The organism is Flavobacterium enshiense (assembly GCF_022836875.1).
Taxonomy (GTDB): Bacteria; Bacteroidota; Bacteroidia; order Flavobacteriales; family Flavobacteriaceae; genus Flavobacterium; species Flavobacterium enshiense_A.
Genome location: NZ_CP090376.1, coordinates 232,175 through 247,737, shown reverse-complemented (window position 1 = coordinate 247,737; position 15,563 = coordinate 232,175). Strand labels below are relative to the sequence as shown.

16 protein-coding genes and 2 tRNA genes are annotated in these 15,563 nt (G+C 37.9%); 12 read left to right on the top strand and 6 right to left on the bottom strand.

All coding sequences use genetic code 11. The features are described 5' to 3' along the window. Positions 1-113 precede the first annotated feature (113 nt). The gene (locus LZF87_RS01140; protein WP_244340391.1) at positions 114-824 is read left to right on the top strand and encodes a murein L,D-transpeptidase catalytic domain family protein; all 711 of its coding nucleotides are present in this window, start codon (positions 114-116) and stop codon (positions 822-824) included. On the opposite strand, the gene LZF87_RS01135 is transcribed toward LZF87_RS01140, so the two are convergent. Both LZF87_RS01135 and LZF87_RS01130 read right to left on the bottom strand, forming a co-directional pair. Then, entirely contained in the window at positions 813-2,372 is a 1,560-nt protein-coding gene (locus LZF87_RS01135; RefSeq protein ID WP_244340389.1) for a L,D-transpeptidase family protein, read from the bottom strand. The genes LZF87_RS01140 and LZF87_RS01135 overlap by 12 nt on opposite strands. 109 nt (positions 2,373-2,481) lie before the next feature. Next, entirely contained in the window at positions 2,482-2,919 is a 438-nt protein-coding gene (locus LZF87_RS01130; protein ID WP_244340387.1) for a GNAT family N-acetyltransferase, read from the bottom strand. A gap of 171 nt (positions 2,920-3,090) precedes the next feature. Between LZF87_RS01130 and LZF87_RS01125 the strand changes: the two genes are divergently transcribed. Then, positions 3,091-3,166: transfer RNA gene (locus LZF87_RS01125), tRNA-Gly, on the top strand. Positions 3,167-3,200: 34 nt separating this feature from the next. Further along, a tRNA-Gly gene (locus LZF87_RS01120) sits at positions 3,201-3,273 on the top strand. A 60-nt stretch (positions 3,274-3,333) separates the two neighbouring features. On the opposite strand, the gene LZF87_RS01115 is transcribed toward LZF87_RS01120, so the two are convergent. After that, on the bottom strand, positions 3,334-4,116 hold the full coding sequence (locus LZF87_RS01115) for an RMD1 family protein (protein WP_244340385.1): 783 nt from the start codon (positions 4,114-4,116) through the stop codon (positions 3,334-3,336). Between the two features lie 75 nt (positions 4,117-4,191). Continuing rightward, the gene (gene pepE, locus LZF87_RS01110) at positions 4,192-4,899 is read right to left on the bottom strand and encodes a dipeptidase PepE (protein WP_244340383.1); all 708 of its coding nucleotides are present in this window, start codon (positions 4,897-4,899) and stop codon (positions 4,192-4,194) included. A 242-nt stretch (positions 4,900-5,141) separates the two neighbouring features. Here pepE and LZF87_RS01105 point away from each other — a divergent pair, with 242 nt between their 5' ends. From LZF87_RS01105 to LZF87_RS01075, 7 genes are all read left to right on the top strand, one after another. Next, positions 5,142-5,828, top strand: coding sequence for a hypothetical protein (locus LZF87_RS01105; protein ID WP_244340381.1), 687 nt, complete (start codon positions 5,142-5,144; stop codon positions 5,826-5,828). Positions 5,829-6,219: 391 nt separating this feature from the next. Continuing rightward, positions 6,220-6,945: a hypothetical protein gene (locus tag LZF87_RS01100; RefSeq protein WP_244340379.1), complete on the top strand. Its 726-nt coding sequence runs from the start codon at positions 6,220-6,222 to the stop codon at positions 6,943-6,945. Then, positions 6,935-7,729, top strand: a complete 795-nt coding sequence (locus tag LZF87_RS01095; protein ID WP_244340377.1) for a hypothetical protein — start codon at positions 6,935-6,937, stop codon at positions 7,727-7,729. The genes LZF87_RS01100 and LZF87_RS01095 overlap by 11 nt, the downstream gene beginning before the upstream one ends. 26 nt (positions 7,730-7,755) lie before the next feature. Continuing rightward, positions 7,756-8,259, top strand: a complete 504-nt coding sequence (locus tag LZF87_RS01090) for a DUF6702 family protein (RefSeq protein WP_244340375.1) — start codon at positions 7,756-7,758, stop codon at positions 8,257-8,259. 23 nt (positions 8,260-8,282) lie between these two features. Continuing rightward, complete coding sequence (locus LZF87_RS01085) at positions 8,283-10,562, top strand: M1 family metallopeptidase (protein WP_244340373.1); 2,280 nt, start codon at positions 8,283-8,285, stop codon at positions 10,560-10,562. Between the two features lie 106 nt (positions 10,563-10,668). After that, positions 10,669-10,968, top strand: a complete 300-nt coding sequence (locus tag LZF87_RS01080; RefSeq protein ID WP_244340371.1) for a Sec-independent protein translocase subunit TatA/TatB — start codon at positions 10,669-10,671, stop codon at positions 10,966-10,968. 2 nt (positions 10,969-10,970) lie between these two features. Beyond that, on the top strand, positions 10,971-11,537 hold the full coding sequence (locus LZF87_RS01075; protein WP_244340369.1) for a phosphatase PAP2 family protein: 567 nt from the start codon (positions 10,971-10,973) through the stop codon (positions 11,535-11,537). A 36-nt stretch (positions 11,538-11,573) separates the two neighbouring features. Here LZF87_RS01075 and LZF87_RS01070 read toward each other — a convergent pair whose 3' ends face one another. Further along, positions 11,574-12,215: an O-methyltransferase gene (locus LZF87_RS01070; RefSeq protein WP_244340367.1), complete on the bottom strand. Its 642-nt coding sequence runs from the start codon at positions 12,213-12,215 to the stop codon at positions 11,574-11,576. Between the two features lie 152 nt (positions 12,216-12,367). Here LZF87_RS01070 and rlmN point away from each other — a divergent pair, with 152 nt between their 5' ends. Beyond that, positions 12,368-13,411, top strand: coding sequence for a 23S rRNA (adenine(2503)-C(2))-methyltransferase RlmN (gene rlmN / locus LZF87_RS01065; protein WP_244340365.1), 1,044 nt, complete (start codon positions 12,368-12,370; stop codon positions 13,409-13,411). Between the two features lie 57 nt (positions 13,412-13,468). Here rlmN and LZF87_RS01060 read toward each other — a convergent pair whose 3' ends face one another. Next, positions 13,469-14,329 (bottom strand): hypothetical protein, encoded by an 861-nt coding sequence (locus tag LZF87_RS01060; RefSeq protein WP_244340363.1) that lies wholly within the window; start codon positions 14,327-14,329, stop codon positions 13,469-13,471. Positions 14,330-14,520: 191 nt separating this feature from the next. Between LZF87_RS01060 and LZF87_RS01055 the strand changes: the two genes are divergently transcribed. After that, a complete protein-coding gene (locus tag LZF87_RS01055; protein WP_244340361.1) occupies positions 14,521-15,501 on the top strand; it encodes a polyprenyl synthetase family protein in 981 nt (326 codons plus the stop codon). The last annotated feature ends 62 nt before the right edge of the window (positions 15,502-15,563 follow it).

Genomic DNA, 15,563 nt, shown 5'->3' with positions numbered 1-15,563 from the left:
AAGTGTCGACGAAATGTTAAATTTTGCCGATAAAATGCAAAAAATATTTGGAGGATTAAAATATTTATCTACTTTTGGCTCTGTAGAATTTCAACATAACAAATAGATTATCAATGAGTTACAAAATTTTTCCAATATTGTTTTCGTCTTTTGTGTCGTTTACATCTTTAGCGACAAATAAGATCGGTGATCCAAAAGTGCTGGCTTCAACTGCCAGGGCTTCAATGGAAGTGAAAGTGAAGGAATTATATAGTTCTTTGAAGTTGAATTCTTTTACAATGCCTAAGTTGGAAGCTTTTTCTAAAGCTGTAGAAGGATATTATCAGTTAAAGGAGCGTGGTGTGGTTCAGAAAGATATTTTGACTATTGTAGATTTTAGTTTGTCTTCAACTCAAAAACGTCTTTGGGTGATTGATATGGTAACTAATACTGTTTTATTACAGTCAGTTGTGTCACACGGAAGAAACAGCGGTGAAGAATTTGCGACTTCTTTTTCAAATGAATCAAATTCCAATAAAAGCAGCTTAGGGTTTTATTCCACAGGAGAAACGTATAGCGGTAAGCATGGATTGTCCTTAAAGTTGGATGGTTTGGAATACGGAATCAACAATAACGCAAGAAACAGAGCTGTTGTAATGCATGGTGCAGATTATGCGGCTGAAAGCATTATCAAACTACAGGGTAGGTTAGGAAGAAGTCAGGGATGTCCAGCGATTCCTTTTGCGATTCATAAAGAAATCATCAACCTGATAAAAAACAAATCATGTTTGTTTATTTATCATCCTTCCAGAACTTATGAAAAACAATCAAAATTAATTTCGTAATTTTTGATATAAATCGGAATCGAGATTGTAAATGTCGTTCCGGAATTGGAATCCATCCTCATTCATCCAAGCTGTCCAATACAGTAAATGAATGGGGATATATTTTTTTATAGGGATACCAGAGGTTTTTCCGCTTGCAATGAATTTTTCGACCCGTTTCTGGTTCATATAGTTTTCGTCGGTCTCGAGGATATAATAGGCGAGATCCAAAGGGTTTTCTACACGCACACATCCTGAACTTAATGATCTTCCCGTTAATTCGAATAATTCTTTATGGTTGGTGTCGTGCAAATAAACTAAATGTCCGTTTGGAAAATTGAATTTGACGAGACCTAATGAATTATTTTCTCCCGGTTTTTGCACGTATCTGTAATTGTTGGGTTTAGCTGCATTCCAGCTATACGGATCTACTTCTTGGCCTTTCGAATCATAAATAGTTATTCTTGTTGCTGCGAAATAGCCTCTGTTTTGAGAAGCTGTCGGTCCTAAATCTTCTTTTATGATTGTCGGTGGAACTGTCCAGGTAGGGTTGATGACGAGATTGCTTAAATGTGAGGACAATACCGGTGTTCGTCGTTTGTCTTTCCCTACTACCACTTTATGTACCCTGGCTGTATCATTGTCTTTTATGAAATATAGTTTGAATTCAGGGATATTGATAATGATATAATCCTTGCCTAAGTCTCTCGGAAACCATCTCCAGCGCTCGAGATTCGCAATGATTTGTTCAGTACGCTGTTTTTTTGAAACATTCATGGCTGTGACGGTGTTTGTGCCTATGACCCCGTCAGCCAACAATCCGTGTCGCTTCTGAAAACTTTTTACGGCTTCCACGGTTTTGTTGTCGTAAATGTTGGTTAAATTGGTTAAAGTATCTTCTTTAGTATAGTCGCCCCAATACATCAACCGTTTTTTAACCGCTTTAATAGTCGCTGCTCTTTCATTGGGGTTTATTTTTTCTTCAATAACTATTGGGTTGAAGTCGTCATCAGGCATTTCATTCATCTTTTTTAGGCTCTTTTTTAAAAGATGGTAAACAGTATGGTTCGGTTTTAAAGTGTCTAATGTTTTTTCAACGTTATGATGCCTGATTGCCTCCTGAAGTAAATCGATGGCTTTTATTTTTTTATTGCCGGTTTCCCAGTCGATATACAGCTGCTTGGGGTTGAGTTTTCCGTTGTACAGATGGTTGGCCAGTTTGTGAAAGGATTCCGTTAAAAGTATATCGAAATTTACGATTTCAGTTGAGTTTAATTTTGTTTTTGTTCCCTCTTGTTTTTCAAGTGAACTGAAATTGTATTCCTCCGGAATGAGTCCGTCGTCTTCCGAACTTTTTATTAAATCGATAAGTGCTTTTCGGTCTTCTGTTTCCGTCCAAACCGTTTTGAAAAGATTATTGCGATAGAATTCTTTAATTTGCTCTGGTTTGTCCCATAGTGCAGTACTGTCAAAAGCAATTGATTTTGGGGAATTGATGGGTATTACTTTTATCTTTAAAGAGTCCTGTTGGTTGTTATAAGCCAAAGCAACCTCTTTTTTACAATTCATAAAAAGTATGGGAAGAAAAAAAAAGAGGTATTTGCAGGACATGGTAAATAATATTTTTACGCTAGGAAAGTTACGAAAAATACTAAGGCTGACATTGTTTTTTAACATTTTAGAGGCGTTTGTACATGACGAAATGCTTACCAATTTCAGTTATTTCGAATGGATTTCCGTAAATTTTATAGCCCAGTCTTTCATAAAATGGGATTGCTATTTCCCTGGCATTGAACCAAATCAGTCTCCCGTTTTTTTCTTTCACGAAATGCTCTGCCTTTTTCACTAACTGTTCGCCAAATCCCATGCGCTGGTGGTTTTCCAGAACGGCCATGCCTCGCATTTGGAATTGGTTCTCAATAGAGCAATTGGGATAATCTTTTTTGAAAAGCGAAACGACAGCCAGTAATTCTTCGTTTTCTGAAAGTCCGAAGTGTGCTGTGGTCCCTAAATTATCGCCTTCGAAATGACAGCTTTCTATTGGTTTGCCCGGTCTTAAAACGGGTTGTCTGACAGAAAAAGTGTCCTCGGCTTCTATTTGACGGATTAAAATCATAAAATTTCAGTTGTTTTTAGTGAAGGTTGTCTGTGTCTAACGGTTTAAAAATAAATCAATTATATATTAGATGATGGAAAACTTTAAAAGTTGCTTCAAGTTACATGATATTTTTTTAAAAAAAAGTTTGTTTTTAGAATAAATATTTATCTATATTTGCACCGAAATAATGCGGAAGTAGCTCAGTTGGTAGAGCTCCAGCCTTCCAAGCTGGTTGTCGCGAGTTCGAGCCTCGTCTTCCGCTCCAAAACTTAGATGAAAGTTTTAAAAGATCATCACCTGCGGAAGTAGCTCAGTTGGTAGAGCTCCAGCCTTCCAAGCTGGTTGTCGCGAGTTCGAGCCTCGTCTTCCGCTCTAGAGCCTTAAACGAAAGTTTGAGGCTTTTTTGTTTTTATCGGATTCTGATATATTTTCTCAATAGACAAATAGCGCCATTATAATTTCAAAAGCGATTAAGATTATAATGATCCATTCCAAGCGATGACTTTCCCGAACGTTTAAAACATCGGTAAACAGTGTCAGGTTGTCTTCAACAATTTGCAAACGGTAATCAAGATCTTTAAAACGGGGATGGATATCGAAATTATTCTTCAGGTTGCGGTTAAGCAGGTTGAGTTCCTCATTGTCCCAAACCAGATTGGGGTCGTCCAGTATGTATAAATTGTCAACAATACTGTTTTTGACATTCAGAACCTTTCCGATATATTTCAGTAAATCTGTTTTTGAAATGCTAAGCCGGCCTTTTTGTTCCAACTCAAGAATATAATGCTTAGAGGAAGTGATGAGTTCGTCTGTAAGTACTTCGTAATATTCCAAAGCAACGGACTGTCCGGTGTTAAGCATTACGATCCGCAATAAAGAAGGATCTATTTGCGACGTGATGACAAAGTTGTTTTTGACAACTATTTTATCGGGGGTTGCATCTGTTTTGATAATGTATTCCTCAGATAAATTTAAATCGACCGGATTTATTGCATAATTTGTAACGAAGTTCAGAAATTCGCTTTTGGCAATAGGGTCGTAATTGGCAAAAACGACTACACCGTAATCAAAAATATACAGATAACGGTTGCTGTCCGTAAGCGCATAAAATACCTCGGAAGTCGAACCCGAAAAAGCTTCGGTACGAAATTCGGTGCGGAACTTTTTGATGTTAAAAGACTCCGCAATCTGTATGGCCTCGATTCGAATTTCCATAACCAACTGATTTATACAAATTTAAGAAAAAATTCTTACTAAATTTATATAAATCAGTATGGATTTAAAATGGGCTTATTTTAAGTTTGATAAATCAGCTCCGGTTTCGAGTTCAACCGCTTCCTGATTCTGTTTGAATAATCGGGCTGGTAAAGCTCCTTTTAGGGTTATTTTGCTATCCTGCACTTCCAGCCAACTTCCTTCGCGTAATCCCAAAACGGGCTGCGAATTAAAATTATGGAATTCGTTAATTCGGGTTTCACGAGTTTCTCCCATGTGTGTAGAACCTTCAATAGGATCAAGATAATGCGGATTGATATTAAAAGGAACAAAAGCCAGCGTATTGAAACTCGGCGGATAAACGATAGGCATGTCATTGGTGGTCCCCATGGTAAGTCCGCAGATGTTGCTGCCGGCTGAGGTTCCCAAATAGGGTGTTCCGTTTTTTACCACATTCACAAGCGTTTCAATAATTCCGGTTTTGTACAATTGGGTAACCAGTAAAAACGTATTGCCACCACCGGTAAAAATACCTTTCGCCTGTTGCAGCGCTTCGATAGGATTTTCGAATTCATGAAGTCCGTTTACAGCAATATCGATTTTTGCAAAAGCCTCGCTTACTTTTTTTGTATAGTCATCGTGTGAAATTCCGCCCGGTCTGGCATACGGGATAAAAAGAATTTTTTCGATTCCGTTGAAATGCGTTTTTAACGTGGGAAGTAAGTACTCCAGATAACTTCCTTCATATAGCGTTGAGGTGCTGGCAATAATAATTCGTTTCATTTTCAAATCTTTGTCGCAAAGTTAACTAATTTCAAAAATGAATTGAAAGGAATCGAATTTCTCGTTTAACAAAAAATTACGAATCCGTTGGCATAAAATTGGGAAGTGCAGCTCATATTTTTACGCTTTGGTAAATAAATTCTTTCTTTTGAAAGATGAAGAATGTATCTTTCTTTTTTACAAGAACTGTTTTTTAATGATTGTGGATGAAAAATAAATTACTTTTTTTTATTTTTTTAATTATGACGGTTTGTTCAGCTCAAGGGACAAGACTTCTGAAAGGTCAGGTAGTTGCGGACGTTAAAGAACTGCAGGGAATTAACGTAAATAATCTTGCATCAAAGAAAGAAATCGCGACGGAAGCAGACGGATTGTTTTCTATTTATGCAAAGCCCGGAGATACTTTGGTTTTTACTGCTGTGCAGCTGAATGAAAAGCGCCTGGTTGTCGAAAAAGAAGATTTTGATTATCTGCCTTTTTTGGTAAAGATGAAAGTAAAAGTGATCCTGTTGCAGGAGGTTTATATCGAAAAAAACAACATTACTGCAGAAAGTTTGGGATTGGTGCCGAAAGGAATAAAAACGCGCTCGCCGGAAGAAAGAGCTGTAAAAAGATATTATGCGGCGCAAACGGGACCGTTAAAATCCTTGATTTATGCCCTGGATGGGACGGCTAAACGACGCAAGAAAGAAATTGTTGCCGTCATGAGGAGTCAAAGTTTGCAGCATAAACTTGAGCATATATTTAGTGAAGATTATTTTGTTGACGAACTGAAGATTCCATCGGAACAATTGTATGGGTTTTATGTTTTTGTTGCCGAAAATCAGGGATTTACGAATGTTATTCAACAGAAAAATAAATGGCTGATAAAATTTGAATTGATAAAACTGGCTTCTGAATATATTAAAAGGTTGTCCGATGAAAAGTAACGTGCTTTTATTTTTTTTGCTAATTGCAACAGCTTAGGGAGCGAACAGGGTAGTGTTGAAAGGAATCGGATTTCTCATTTAATAAAAAATTACAAAGCTATTGGTACTAAATTAGCAAACCTAGCCAGTACTTTTACGTTGTGGTAAAAATCTGTATTTATTGAAGGATGATTCCTTTTTTTTGTAAGTTCTGTCAATAGTACGGGTTTTGCATCATTCGCAAAAAAAATGATTTTTTTGTTTTATGTATGTGTCAGTAATTCAGATTATTAACGTAACTTTAAGGTGTAATGTTTTCACTACAACTTAGAAATGTTTTTTTAATATGTGCCTGATAGGTAATGAGCAAGCTTTCCTATGGTGTATAAGGCTCAGTTTTAAATTAGTGTAGATGAAAAATAAATTACTTTTTTTAGTTTCTTTTTTAATTGTGACGATTTGTTCTGCTCAAGATGCAAAACTTCTAAACGGGAAGGTGGTTGCCGAGGTGAAAGATTTGCAGGGAGTTAATATAGTAAATCAGGCTTCGGGAAAAGTAGTGGCTACTTCGGAAGACGGATTGTTTTCCATTTATGCAAAACCCGGTGATACATTGGTTTTTACATCCGTTCAGTTAAACGAGAAACGAATTGTTATTGAAAAAGAGGATTTTGATTATCTGCCTTTTGTGGTGAAAATGAGGCTAAAAGTTACCCAGTTAAAAGAAGTAGTGATTACTGATAGTGGTGTCAATGCCGTTAGTCTGGGAATTGTGCCGAAAGGGATGAAAGCGTATACGCCTGCAGAACGAAGATATTATACGGCTACTACAGGTTCGGGAATAATCCCCGTAGATCCCATAATTAATGCCATAACCGGAAGAACAAAACAACTGAAAAAAGAAATCAAAGTCGAGCGTTCGGAAATGCTTCAGCAGAAACTTTCCGCCCTATTTGACGAAAACTATTTTATTGAAGAATTAAAGATTCCACCTGCTCAGGTAAATGGTTTTTTCGTTTTCGCTGCGGAAAATCAGGAATTGGCCAATCAGGTAAGAGGAAAGAAAAAACCGCTGATAGAGTTGGAATTGGTAAAACTGGCGTCTGAATATCTAAAACGATTGTCCGATGAAAAGTAAAGTGCTTATTTTTTTGATGTTGTTGTCGTTAACCGTAACGGCTCAAGATGTTAACCGCGTATTGTTTCGGGGAGTGGTAGTTGCTGATTCCCTGGACGTGGATAATATTGTTGTTAGAAATATTACTTCGAAAAGGATTACGATTACCGACAATAAAGGAAATTTCAGCTTATTCGTGAAAGAAAGGGATACGCTGGTTTTTAGTGCCATCGCCTTTAATTCATCGGTTTTGATAATTAATAAGTCACATCTCGATAATGAAGTTGTCAAAATACGCCTTTCGGTTAAAGTTAACGAACTCGACGAAGTTGTGGTCCGACCTTATACGTTAACCGGTAACCTGGAAGCGGATTCCAAAAACCTCAAAATTAAAACGGTGGATGTGGATGAAAAAAAGATAGATTTCTCTAATCCGTTGCCTAAGTACAATAAGGTTGACAATTCTTTGGCACAGATTACTCCCGGTAGCGGAAACAGTTTCAGCGGTATGGATTTTATAGCGTTAGGCAAAAAAGCTAAAGATGCTATTTTTGGTCATAAGCCCAAAGAAAAGAAAATTGAATATGTAACTGATAAAATCTTCTCCGAAGGGGTGAAAGAAAAATTCGATCCCCAATTCTTTACCGAAACCCTTAAACTCAAACTGGAAGAAATCGATTTGTTTCTAGCGTATTGTGATGATACTTCTCCGGATAGCAGAGCGCTGCTTAATCCAAAAAAAGAATTCGAACTGATTGATTTTCTGCAGAAAAAAAGTGAAGAATATCATAAAAAAAATCAGTAAATAATATCTTTTACTACTTTTGAGGCATGAGGAAATATTTTCAGCTTCTTTTGCCGGTATTTCTTTTTGTTGTGCTGAGCTCTTTTGCTTTGCACAAGTTCTATGTTGGTATCTATCAGATAAATTATTCGGACAAGAAAAAAGAGGTGCAGATAACGGCACGCGTTTTCATTGACGATATCGAAAAAGCCCTTCAAACCAAATATAAAAAGAAAATATATTTGGCTACCCCAAAAGAAATTACTGAAACCAACGAACTTCTCAAAAATTATCTTTCTGAAAAAATGCAGCTGACAGTAAACAGAAAGGCCAAGCCCCTGAAATTTTTAGGCAAGGAAACAGAAGACAATGTGTTGATTTGTTATCTTACCACATCGGTACCTGAAAAAATAACATCAATGGCGATATACAACTCCGTGTTAACCGAAATATATCCCGAACAACAAAATATCATCCATTTCAATATTTATGGTAACAAAAAAAGCTTGTTGCTGACAGATAGTGAAACAGAAGGTGATTTAGAATTTTAAAACAAACAAAACAACATAAAAACATGAGGAAATCAGTTTCAGTTTTTTCATTGGTAGCTTTGGCAGTTCCTTTTATTGCCTTGGCACAGGAAACAAAACCAGCCGATAAAAAGAGAGATCCGGGACATAGTGATACCAACAAATTCAGTCAGATGTACCATGAAATGGCTACCCCGAATTCGTACAGAACGGCTTCAGGTGCTCCCGGTCCGGCTTATTATCAGCAACAGGCGGATTACAAAATCAACATCGAGCTGGATGATAAAAACACTAAGCTGTACGGTACGGAAACGATTACTTACCATAATAATTCGCCGGAAGCGCTGACCTATCTTTGGGTTCAACTGGATCAGAATGAAAAGAAACGGGACGGTAAATCTCCATTAACACAAGGACAAAGAGTTAGCAATGCTATGAGTTCTGGTGAGTTCTCAAGACAATTCATGCAACAGCGTTTTGACGGCGGTTTTAACATTGAATATGTGAAAGACGCTAAAGGCAAGCCGATGAATTACACCATCAATCAAACAATGATGCGCATCGATTTGGAAAAACCTCTTAAACAAGGTGATAAAGTTTCTTTCGATGTGAAATGGTGGTACAACATCAATAATTATATGGTAGACGGAGGACGTTCCGGATACGAGCATTTCGATAAAGATGGTAACAATCTGTATGTAATCGCTCAGTTTTACCCAAGAATGGCTGTTTATAACGACGTAGAAGGTTGGCAAAACATGCAGTTCTGGGGTTCCGGAGAATTTGCGCTGCCTTTCGGGAATTTTGAAGTGAGTATCACTGTTCCGGCAGATCACGTTATGGAAGGAACCGGAGTGTTGCAAAACAGAAAAGAAGTGTACACAGCCGAGCAGGTAAAACGTTATGAATTGGCTGAGAAAACCTATGACAAACCAGTTGTAATCGTAACGCAGGAAGAAGCAGAAGCTGCTGCCAAAGGATTTTCGACTAATAAGAAAACCTGGAAATTTAAGGCGGACAACGTTCGAGATTTCGCGTTTTCGACCTCAAGAAAATTCATTTACGATATGATGGCCGTTAAATTGGAAAACGGTAAAACAGTAATGGCAGTATCTTGTTATCCACCGGAAGCCAATCCGCTTTGGGGTGAATATTCAACTCGAGTAGTGGCACATACGTTAAAAACGTATTCAAAATATACATTCGACTATCCTTATCCGAAAGCCGTTTCGATTTCTGCAGAAGATCAGGGAATGGAGTATCCGATGATTTGCTGGAACTATGGGCGTCCGGATGAAAAAGGATACGTAAGCGACCGAATCAAATACGGAATGATGGGGGTGATTATCCACGAAGTAGGACACAATTTCTTCCCGATGATCGTAAACTCGGATGAGCGTCAGTGGACCTGGATGGACGAAGGTTTAAATACATTCTTAGAGTATTTGACAGAGCAAAGCTGGGATAAGAACTTCCCTTCAAGCCGTGGACCGGCTGCTAAAATTGTTCCGTATATGAGTGGCGACCAGAAATTTTTGGAGCCTATCATGTCTAATTCGGAAACGATTTACAACTTTGGAGCGAACGGATATTCAAAACCTGCAACGGGATTGAACATTCTTCGTGAAACTATTATGGGTCATGAGTTGTTTGATCATGCTTTCAGAACGTATGCACAGCGTTGGAAGTTCAAGCATCCAACACCAGAAGATTTCTTCAGAACAATGGAAGATGCTTCGGCAGTGGATTTGGACTGGTTCTGGAGAGGATGGTTCTATTCTACCGATTATGTGGATATTGCAATTAAAGAAGTGAAACAGTATTATGTAACCGAAGATCCTTCTAAAGAAGTAAAAGAGCAGTTCAACCGCAGAGGAAGAAAAGTAAATAATGGTGAGCCAATGGTGTATATGGTTTCTGAAGCATCCGAAGATTTTAAACCGGAATTGAAAAAACCGTTGAACGTACAGGATGTAAAAACATTATCGGAATATGTGAATAAACTGAGTCCTGAAGTACGAAATGAGCTTAAACAGCCAAAGTATTTCTACGAAGTGGAATTCGATAAGCCAGGCGGAATGATGATGCCGGTAATCGTAGAATTACAGTTTGAAGACGGAACGACTGAAAACCATCATTTCCCGGTGCAAATCTGGAGAAAAGGGAACGATACGGTGAAACGTGTTTTTGCAACAGAAAAACCGCTGAAGAAAATTCAATTGGACCCGAAATTGGAAACCGCTGATATTGATGTGATCAATAACGTCTGGCCAAAAGAAGAAACGAAATCAAAATTTGATGAGCTTTCCCAGAATACAAAATAAATAAGAAAAAGACCATCTGGATAAGGTGGTCTTTTTTGTTTTTAATAACATATTCCATTTTAAAACTTTGTAACTTTGTCGCGTTACAACCAGTAATTACAAAATCATGTTCGGAATAGGAGGAGGAGAAATATTCTTCATTATATTGGTGGCCTTGATGCTGTTCGGATCCGATAAGGTTCCGGATATCGCACGTACTTTGGGTAAAGGTATGGCACAACTTAAAAATGCGACCAATGATATCAAAAACGAAATTCAGAAAAGTGCCGAAGCCAACGGTTTGAATGATTTAAACGATTTGAATCCGATGAAACAATTGGATCTGACTTCTGATATTACCAAAGAAATCGACAAGGCGAAAGAAGACATCGAAGATATGACCGGACCGATTAAAAGACAGATGTAACTTTGGAAAAAATTATTCATTTAGACAAACAATTGTTTGTTCTCCTAAACGGCCTGGGTTCAGTTTCATACGATGGGTTTTGGTTACTGATCACCAAACAATTTCATTGGGCGCCTGTTTTTCTCTTTGTTTTTTATCTGTTGTATAAGAAAGTGGGGTGGAAGCATTTGCTTTTGATACTTGTGTCCATCGCAGTCATGATTACGTTCACCGATCAGTTTATCAATCTGATAAAAAACAACGTGCAGCGATTACGTCCGTGCAACGATTTGGAAATAAAAGATATGATCCGAATTGTAAAGTCGAGCAGTTCTTTCAGTTATTTTTCAGGTCACGCAGGCAATTCCATGGCATCAACCGTATTTGTGTTTTTGATTTTGAGAAAATATTACAAGTACGCTTTCTTGTTGTTTTTGTTCCCGCTGATATTTGCCTATAGTCGAATTTATCTTGGTTTGCACTTTCCAGGTGATATCCTTTCTGGATATTTATTTGGGATTATAGCCGGCTTTGGATTCTCAAAATTGTATATCATTTTTAGGAATAAATATTTTCCGGAAAACATATAAAATAAAAATCCCGATTCTTGAATCGGGATTTTTATTTTATAGTACTCGGCTCATGGTTAAACCATCGCGAATTGGGAGTAAAACGGTTTCTACTCTTGGGTCGTTCTTTAGGATTTCATTGTATTCCAACAATACTTTGGTGCTTTTATCATTGGCTTTAACTTCTTCCAACACTTTTCCGCTCCACAGTACATTGTCGGATAAAATCAAACCGCCTTTGTTCATCAACGGCACAATCATATTGAAATAGTTGATGTAGTTTTCTTTGTCGGCGTCAATAAAAACCAAATCGAATTTTTTGTTCAGTGTCGGGATAATTTCCAAAGCATTGCCTAAATGTTGCTTAATTTGGTTGTCCCATGGGGATTGTGCGAAATATTTTCTCTGGAAATCATACAATTCTTCATTGTTGTCGATGGTGTCCAGCGTTCCGTTTTCCGGTAGGCCTTCAGCCATACATAAAGCCGCATAACCGGTATAGGTGCCTATTTCGAGAATGTTTACAGGGCGAATCAACTTCGACATCATACTTAAAAACCGTCCCTGAAAATGTCCGCTCAACATTCGGGGCTGTAAAATTTTTTGATGGGTTTCTTTATTTAAACGCGCTAGTAACTCCGGTTCGTTTTCCGTGTGTAACGCTACATAATCTTCTAAAGCTTCGGATATAAAGTGCATAATATTATGATTTTGGTTTTGGTTTTTGCCAGTAGTACAATTGATTAGTGAAAAGCTAAAGAGGAAAAATAGCTATCTCATTTGAAAAAGTTTCACACAAATTTACAAATTAACAGATAATCAAATCGATAAATTGTGATTAACTTTGCGCCATGCAAATGGAGAAGAAGGATATACGCGCATTAACGAAAGACCAGTTACGCGATTTTTTTGTTACGAACGGAGATAAAGCCTTTCGTGGTAATCAGGTGTACGAATGGTTGTGGCATAAGCGCGCGCATAAGTTTGAGGACATGACCAATGTTTCCAAGCATACACGTGAAATGTTGGAAGCAAATTTCGTAATCAATCACATCAAGGTTGATACGATGCAGCGCAGTTCTGACGGGACCGTGAAAAATGCTGTTCGTCTTCATGATGATCTGATAGTAGAGTCAGTTTTGATCCCGACCGAAACGCGAACTACAGCCTGTGTTTCCAGTCAGGTGGGTTGCAGTCTGGATTGTAATTTCTGTGCAACGGCAAGATTGAAAAGAATGCGTAACCTAAACCCGGATGAGATTTACGATCAGGTGGCGGCTATCGACAGTGAAAGTCGTTTGTATTACAACCGTCCATTATCCAATATAGTTTTCATGGGAATGGGGGAGCCGTTGATGAACTATCCAAATGTAATGAAGGCGATTGATAAAATCACATCTCCTGAAGGTTTGGGAATGTCGCCGAAACGTATCACAGTTTCCACATCGGGGATTTCGAAAATGATTATGAAAATGGCCGATGACGATGTGAAATTCAAACTGGCTGTTTCTTTGCACTCGGCTATTGAGGAAATCCGAAACGAAATTATGCCGTTCACCAAGAGTTTTCCTTTGCCTGAATTGAAGGAAGCATTAGAATACTGGTACAAGAAAACAAAAAGTAAGGTTACCTATGAATATGTGGTTTGGAAAGGAATCAACGATGACAAGAAATCGATTGACGCCTTGGTGAAATTCTGCAAATACGTTCCGTGTAAAGTAAACTTAATTGAATACAATCCGATTGACGACGGTCAGTTTCAGCAGGCTTCCCAGAAAGCCATTGAAGATTATATTATGGCTCTTGAGCGAAATGACATTGTTGTTAAAGTACGCCGAAGCCGAGGAAAGGACATTGATGCCGCCTGTGGTCAGTTGGCCAATAAAGAAGGATAAAGATAAAAAAAAACGTTCGCTAATAAAGCGAACGTTTTTTTATGAATAGGTTAGTGTTTAATTACCAAAAGTAAAAGTATAAGGTGCTCCTGCGCCGATAGAAATAGTAGCAATATTGTCACAGTCCCCGTTTCCGTAATCCAGCGTTGCCATGTGATTGTTTCTGCTTGATACTAAGACACCTGAAACTACTTTATATGTACAGTCGATTTTAAATATAAATGGTGTAGTGATTACTGATCTATAGTCACTGTTAGATCCTGTTGTGACCCAGCTTCCCCATATCTGGTAAACATTATCATGGAAAACCAATGGTGTGTCATATCCTTCAATCAGTTCTCTGGTTCTTGTGCCGACTCTTGAATAAGTGTTTCCATTTGGAAGAGTAATGTCTAAGTCCAAATTGATTACCACAATCGGATGCGGGATCGGATATGGATCTCTAGCTTCAATAGTTCTTGAAAGTGTTTTTGTGCCTTCTACTAAGATATTGTCATAGTGGAAATTATGGAAATTATATGTCCATACATAAGGCGATTGTTGGAAGTTAGTGCTGCCACTAATGATAATTTGTCCTCTTAAGATAGCTCCGTTATGATATGCACAACCCGTTGTCCCGAAGTCGACGATTCTGGTCCATGTAGTCCCTTCTACCGATGTAGTAACAGTTGCGCAATCCGGAAGGATGGATTGATAGCTCTCAGCTCTTGCAGTGTTTTGTACATTAACCTGGTCTTCCGCGATTTCCGAAATGTCATTTGAAATAGCGTCCATTTTGGCATTAGCGTTAAACTCTTCTGTGGTAAATTGGCCGGTAGTATTACTGTTGTTTTCTTCTTCCTGTTCTTCTTTGTTGCAGCCAATTAAGGAAAAGGCTAATAAAACTACAATCGATTTTAATAAAGTGTGTGTCTTCATAAAATTAGGTTTTGGGTGTATCTAATAGATGCAAAATACATATAAAGGTTTAACGGATTAACGAAAAAACTATATTTTTTATTTCATATAGAATTGTATCTTTGAATTCAATGAAACGAGTTATGACAAATATAAGTTCCAACGAAAATTACGAAAGTCATCTTGTACCATTGAAAAATCCAATCCCATAGATGAAAATCGTTGAACAGATAAAGGAGCCGATTAGTCTTGAAATGGAACTTTTTGAAACGAAGTTTCGTGATTCTATGTCTTCTAAAGTGGCTCTTTTAAACAGAATCACTCATTATATCGTAAACCGAAAAGGGAAACAAATGCGTCCAATGTTTGTCTTTCTTACCGCGAAAATGGTATCGGGCGGAACGATAAACGAGCGGGCATATCGCGGCGCTGCAGTTATCGAGCTGATCCATACAGCCACGCTGGTTCATGATGACGTGGTGGATGACAGCAACCGCCGCCGCGGATTTTTCTCTGTCAACGCCTTATGGAAAAATAAGATTGCTGTCTTGGTTGGTGACTTTTTGCTTTCCAAAGGTCTGCTGCTTTCCATTGATAATAATGATTTCGACTTACTGAAAATTATTTCGGTAGCTGTTCGCGAAATGAGCGAAGGTGAATTGCTTCAGATTGAAAAGGCACGCAGATTGGACATCACCGAAGAAGTTTATTACGAAATCATACGCCAAAAAACAGCCACGTTGATTGCTGCCTGTTGTTCGCTTGGAGCTTGTGCCGTTTTTCCAGAGGACAAGGAAGTAATTGAACGCATGCGTAAATTTGGAGAGTTGATCGGAATGGCTTTCCAAATTAAAGACGACTTGTTCGATTATACTGATGATGCTATTGGAAAACCAACCGGTATCGATATCAAAGAACAAAAAATGACCTTGCCCCTTATTTATACCCTAAATAATTGTTCTTCCAAAGAAAAAAGCTGGGTGATTAATTCGGTAAAGAATCATAATAAAGATAAAAAACGCGTTCGCGAAGTTATTCAGTTCGTAAAAGATAAAAACGGATTGACATACGCCGAACACAAGATGGTGCAATTCCAAAAAGACGCACTTCAACTCATTGAAGATTTTCCCCATTCTGCCTATAAAGATGCCCTTATATTGATGGTAAATTATGTGATTGAAAGAAAAAAATAATTTTTTTTCATTCTAATACAACCATTTTCAAACTTCGCTCGTCTATGCTAATAGAAGTCGGT

Bases quoted from the DNA above. Each gene is read 5' to 3' on its own strand.
- LZF87_RS01140 (WP_244340391.1), top strand. From the start codon at position 114: ATGAGTTACAAAATTTTTCCAATATTGTTTTCGTCTTTTGTGTCGTTT.
- LZF87_RS01135 (WP_244340389.1), bottom strand. From the start codon at position 2,372: ATGAATTGTAAAAAAGAGGTTGCTTTGGCTTATAACAACCAACAGGAC.
- LZF87_RS01130 (WP_244340387.1), bottom strand. From the start codon at position 2,919: ATGATTTTAATCCGTCAAATAGAAGCCGAGGACACTTTTTCTGTCAGA.
- LZF87_RS01115 (WP_244340385.1), bottom strand. From the start codon at position 4,116: ATGGAAATTCGAATCGAGGCCATACAGATTGCGGAGTCTTTTAACATC.
- pepE (WP_244340383.1), bottom strand. From the start codon at position 4,899: ATGAAACGAATTATTATTGCCAGCACCTCAACGCTATATGAAGGAAGT.
- LZF87_RS01105 (WP_244340381.1), top strand. From the start codon at position 5,142: ATGACGGTTTGTTCAGCTCAAGGGACAAGACTTCTGAAAGGTCAGGTA.
- LZF87_RS01100 (WP_244340379.1), top strand. From the start codon at position 6,220: ATGAAAAATAAATTACTTTTTTTAGTTTCTTTTTTAATTGTGACGATT.
- LZF87_RS01095 (WP_244340377.1), top strand. From the start codon at position 6,935: ATGAAAAGTAAAGTGCTTATTTTTTTGATGTTGTTGTCGTTAACCGTA.
- LZF87_RS01090 (WP_244340375.1), top strand. From the start codon at position 7,756: ATGAGGAAATATTTTCAGCTTCTTTTGCCGGTATTTCTTTTTGTTGTG.
- LZF87_RS01085 (WP_244340373.1), top strand. From the start codon at position 8,283: ATGAGGAAATCAGTTTCAGTTTTTTCATTGGTAGCTTTGGCAGTTCCT.
- LZF87_RS01080 (WP_244340371.1), top strand. From the start codon at position 10,669: ATGTTCGGAATAGGAGGAGGAGAAATATTCTTCATTATATTGGTGGCC.
- LZF87_RS01070 (WP_244340367.1), bottom strand. From the start codon at position 12,215: ATGCACTTTATATCCGAAGCTTTAGAAGATTATGTAGCGTTACACACG.
- rlmN (WP_244340365.1), top strand. From the start codon at position 12,368: ATGCAAATGGAGAAGAAGGATATACGCGCATTAACGAAAGACCAGTTA.
- LZF87_RS01060 (WP_244340363.1), bottom strand. From the start codon at position 14,329: ATGAAGACACACACTTTATTAAAATCGATTGTAGTTTTATTAGCCTTT.
- LZF87_RS01055 (WP_244340361.1), top strand. From the start codon at position 14,521: ATGAAAATCGTTGAACAGATAAAGGAGCCGATTAGTCTTGAAATGGAA.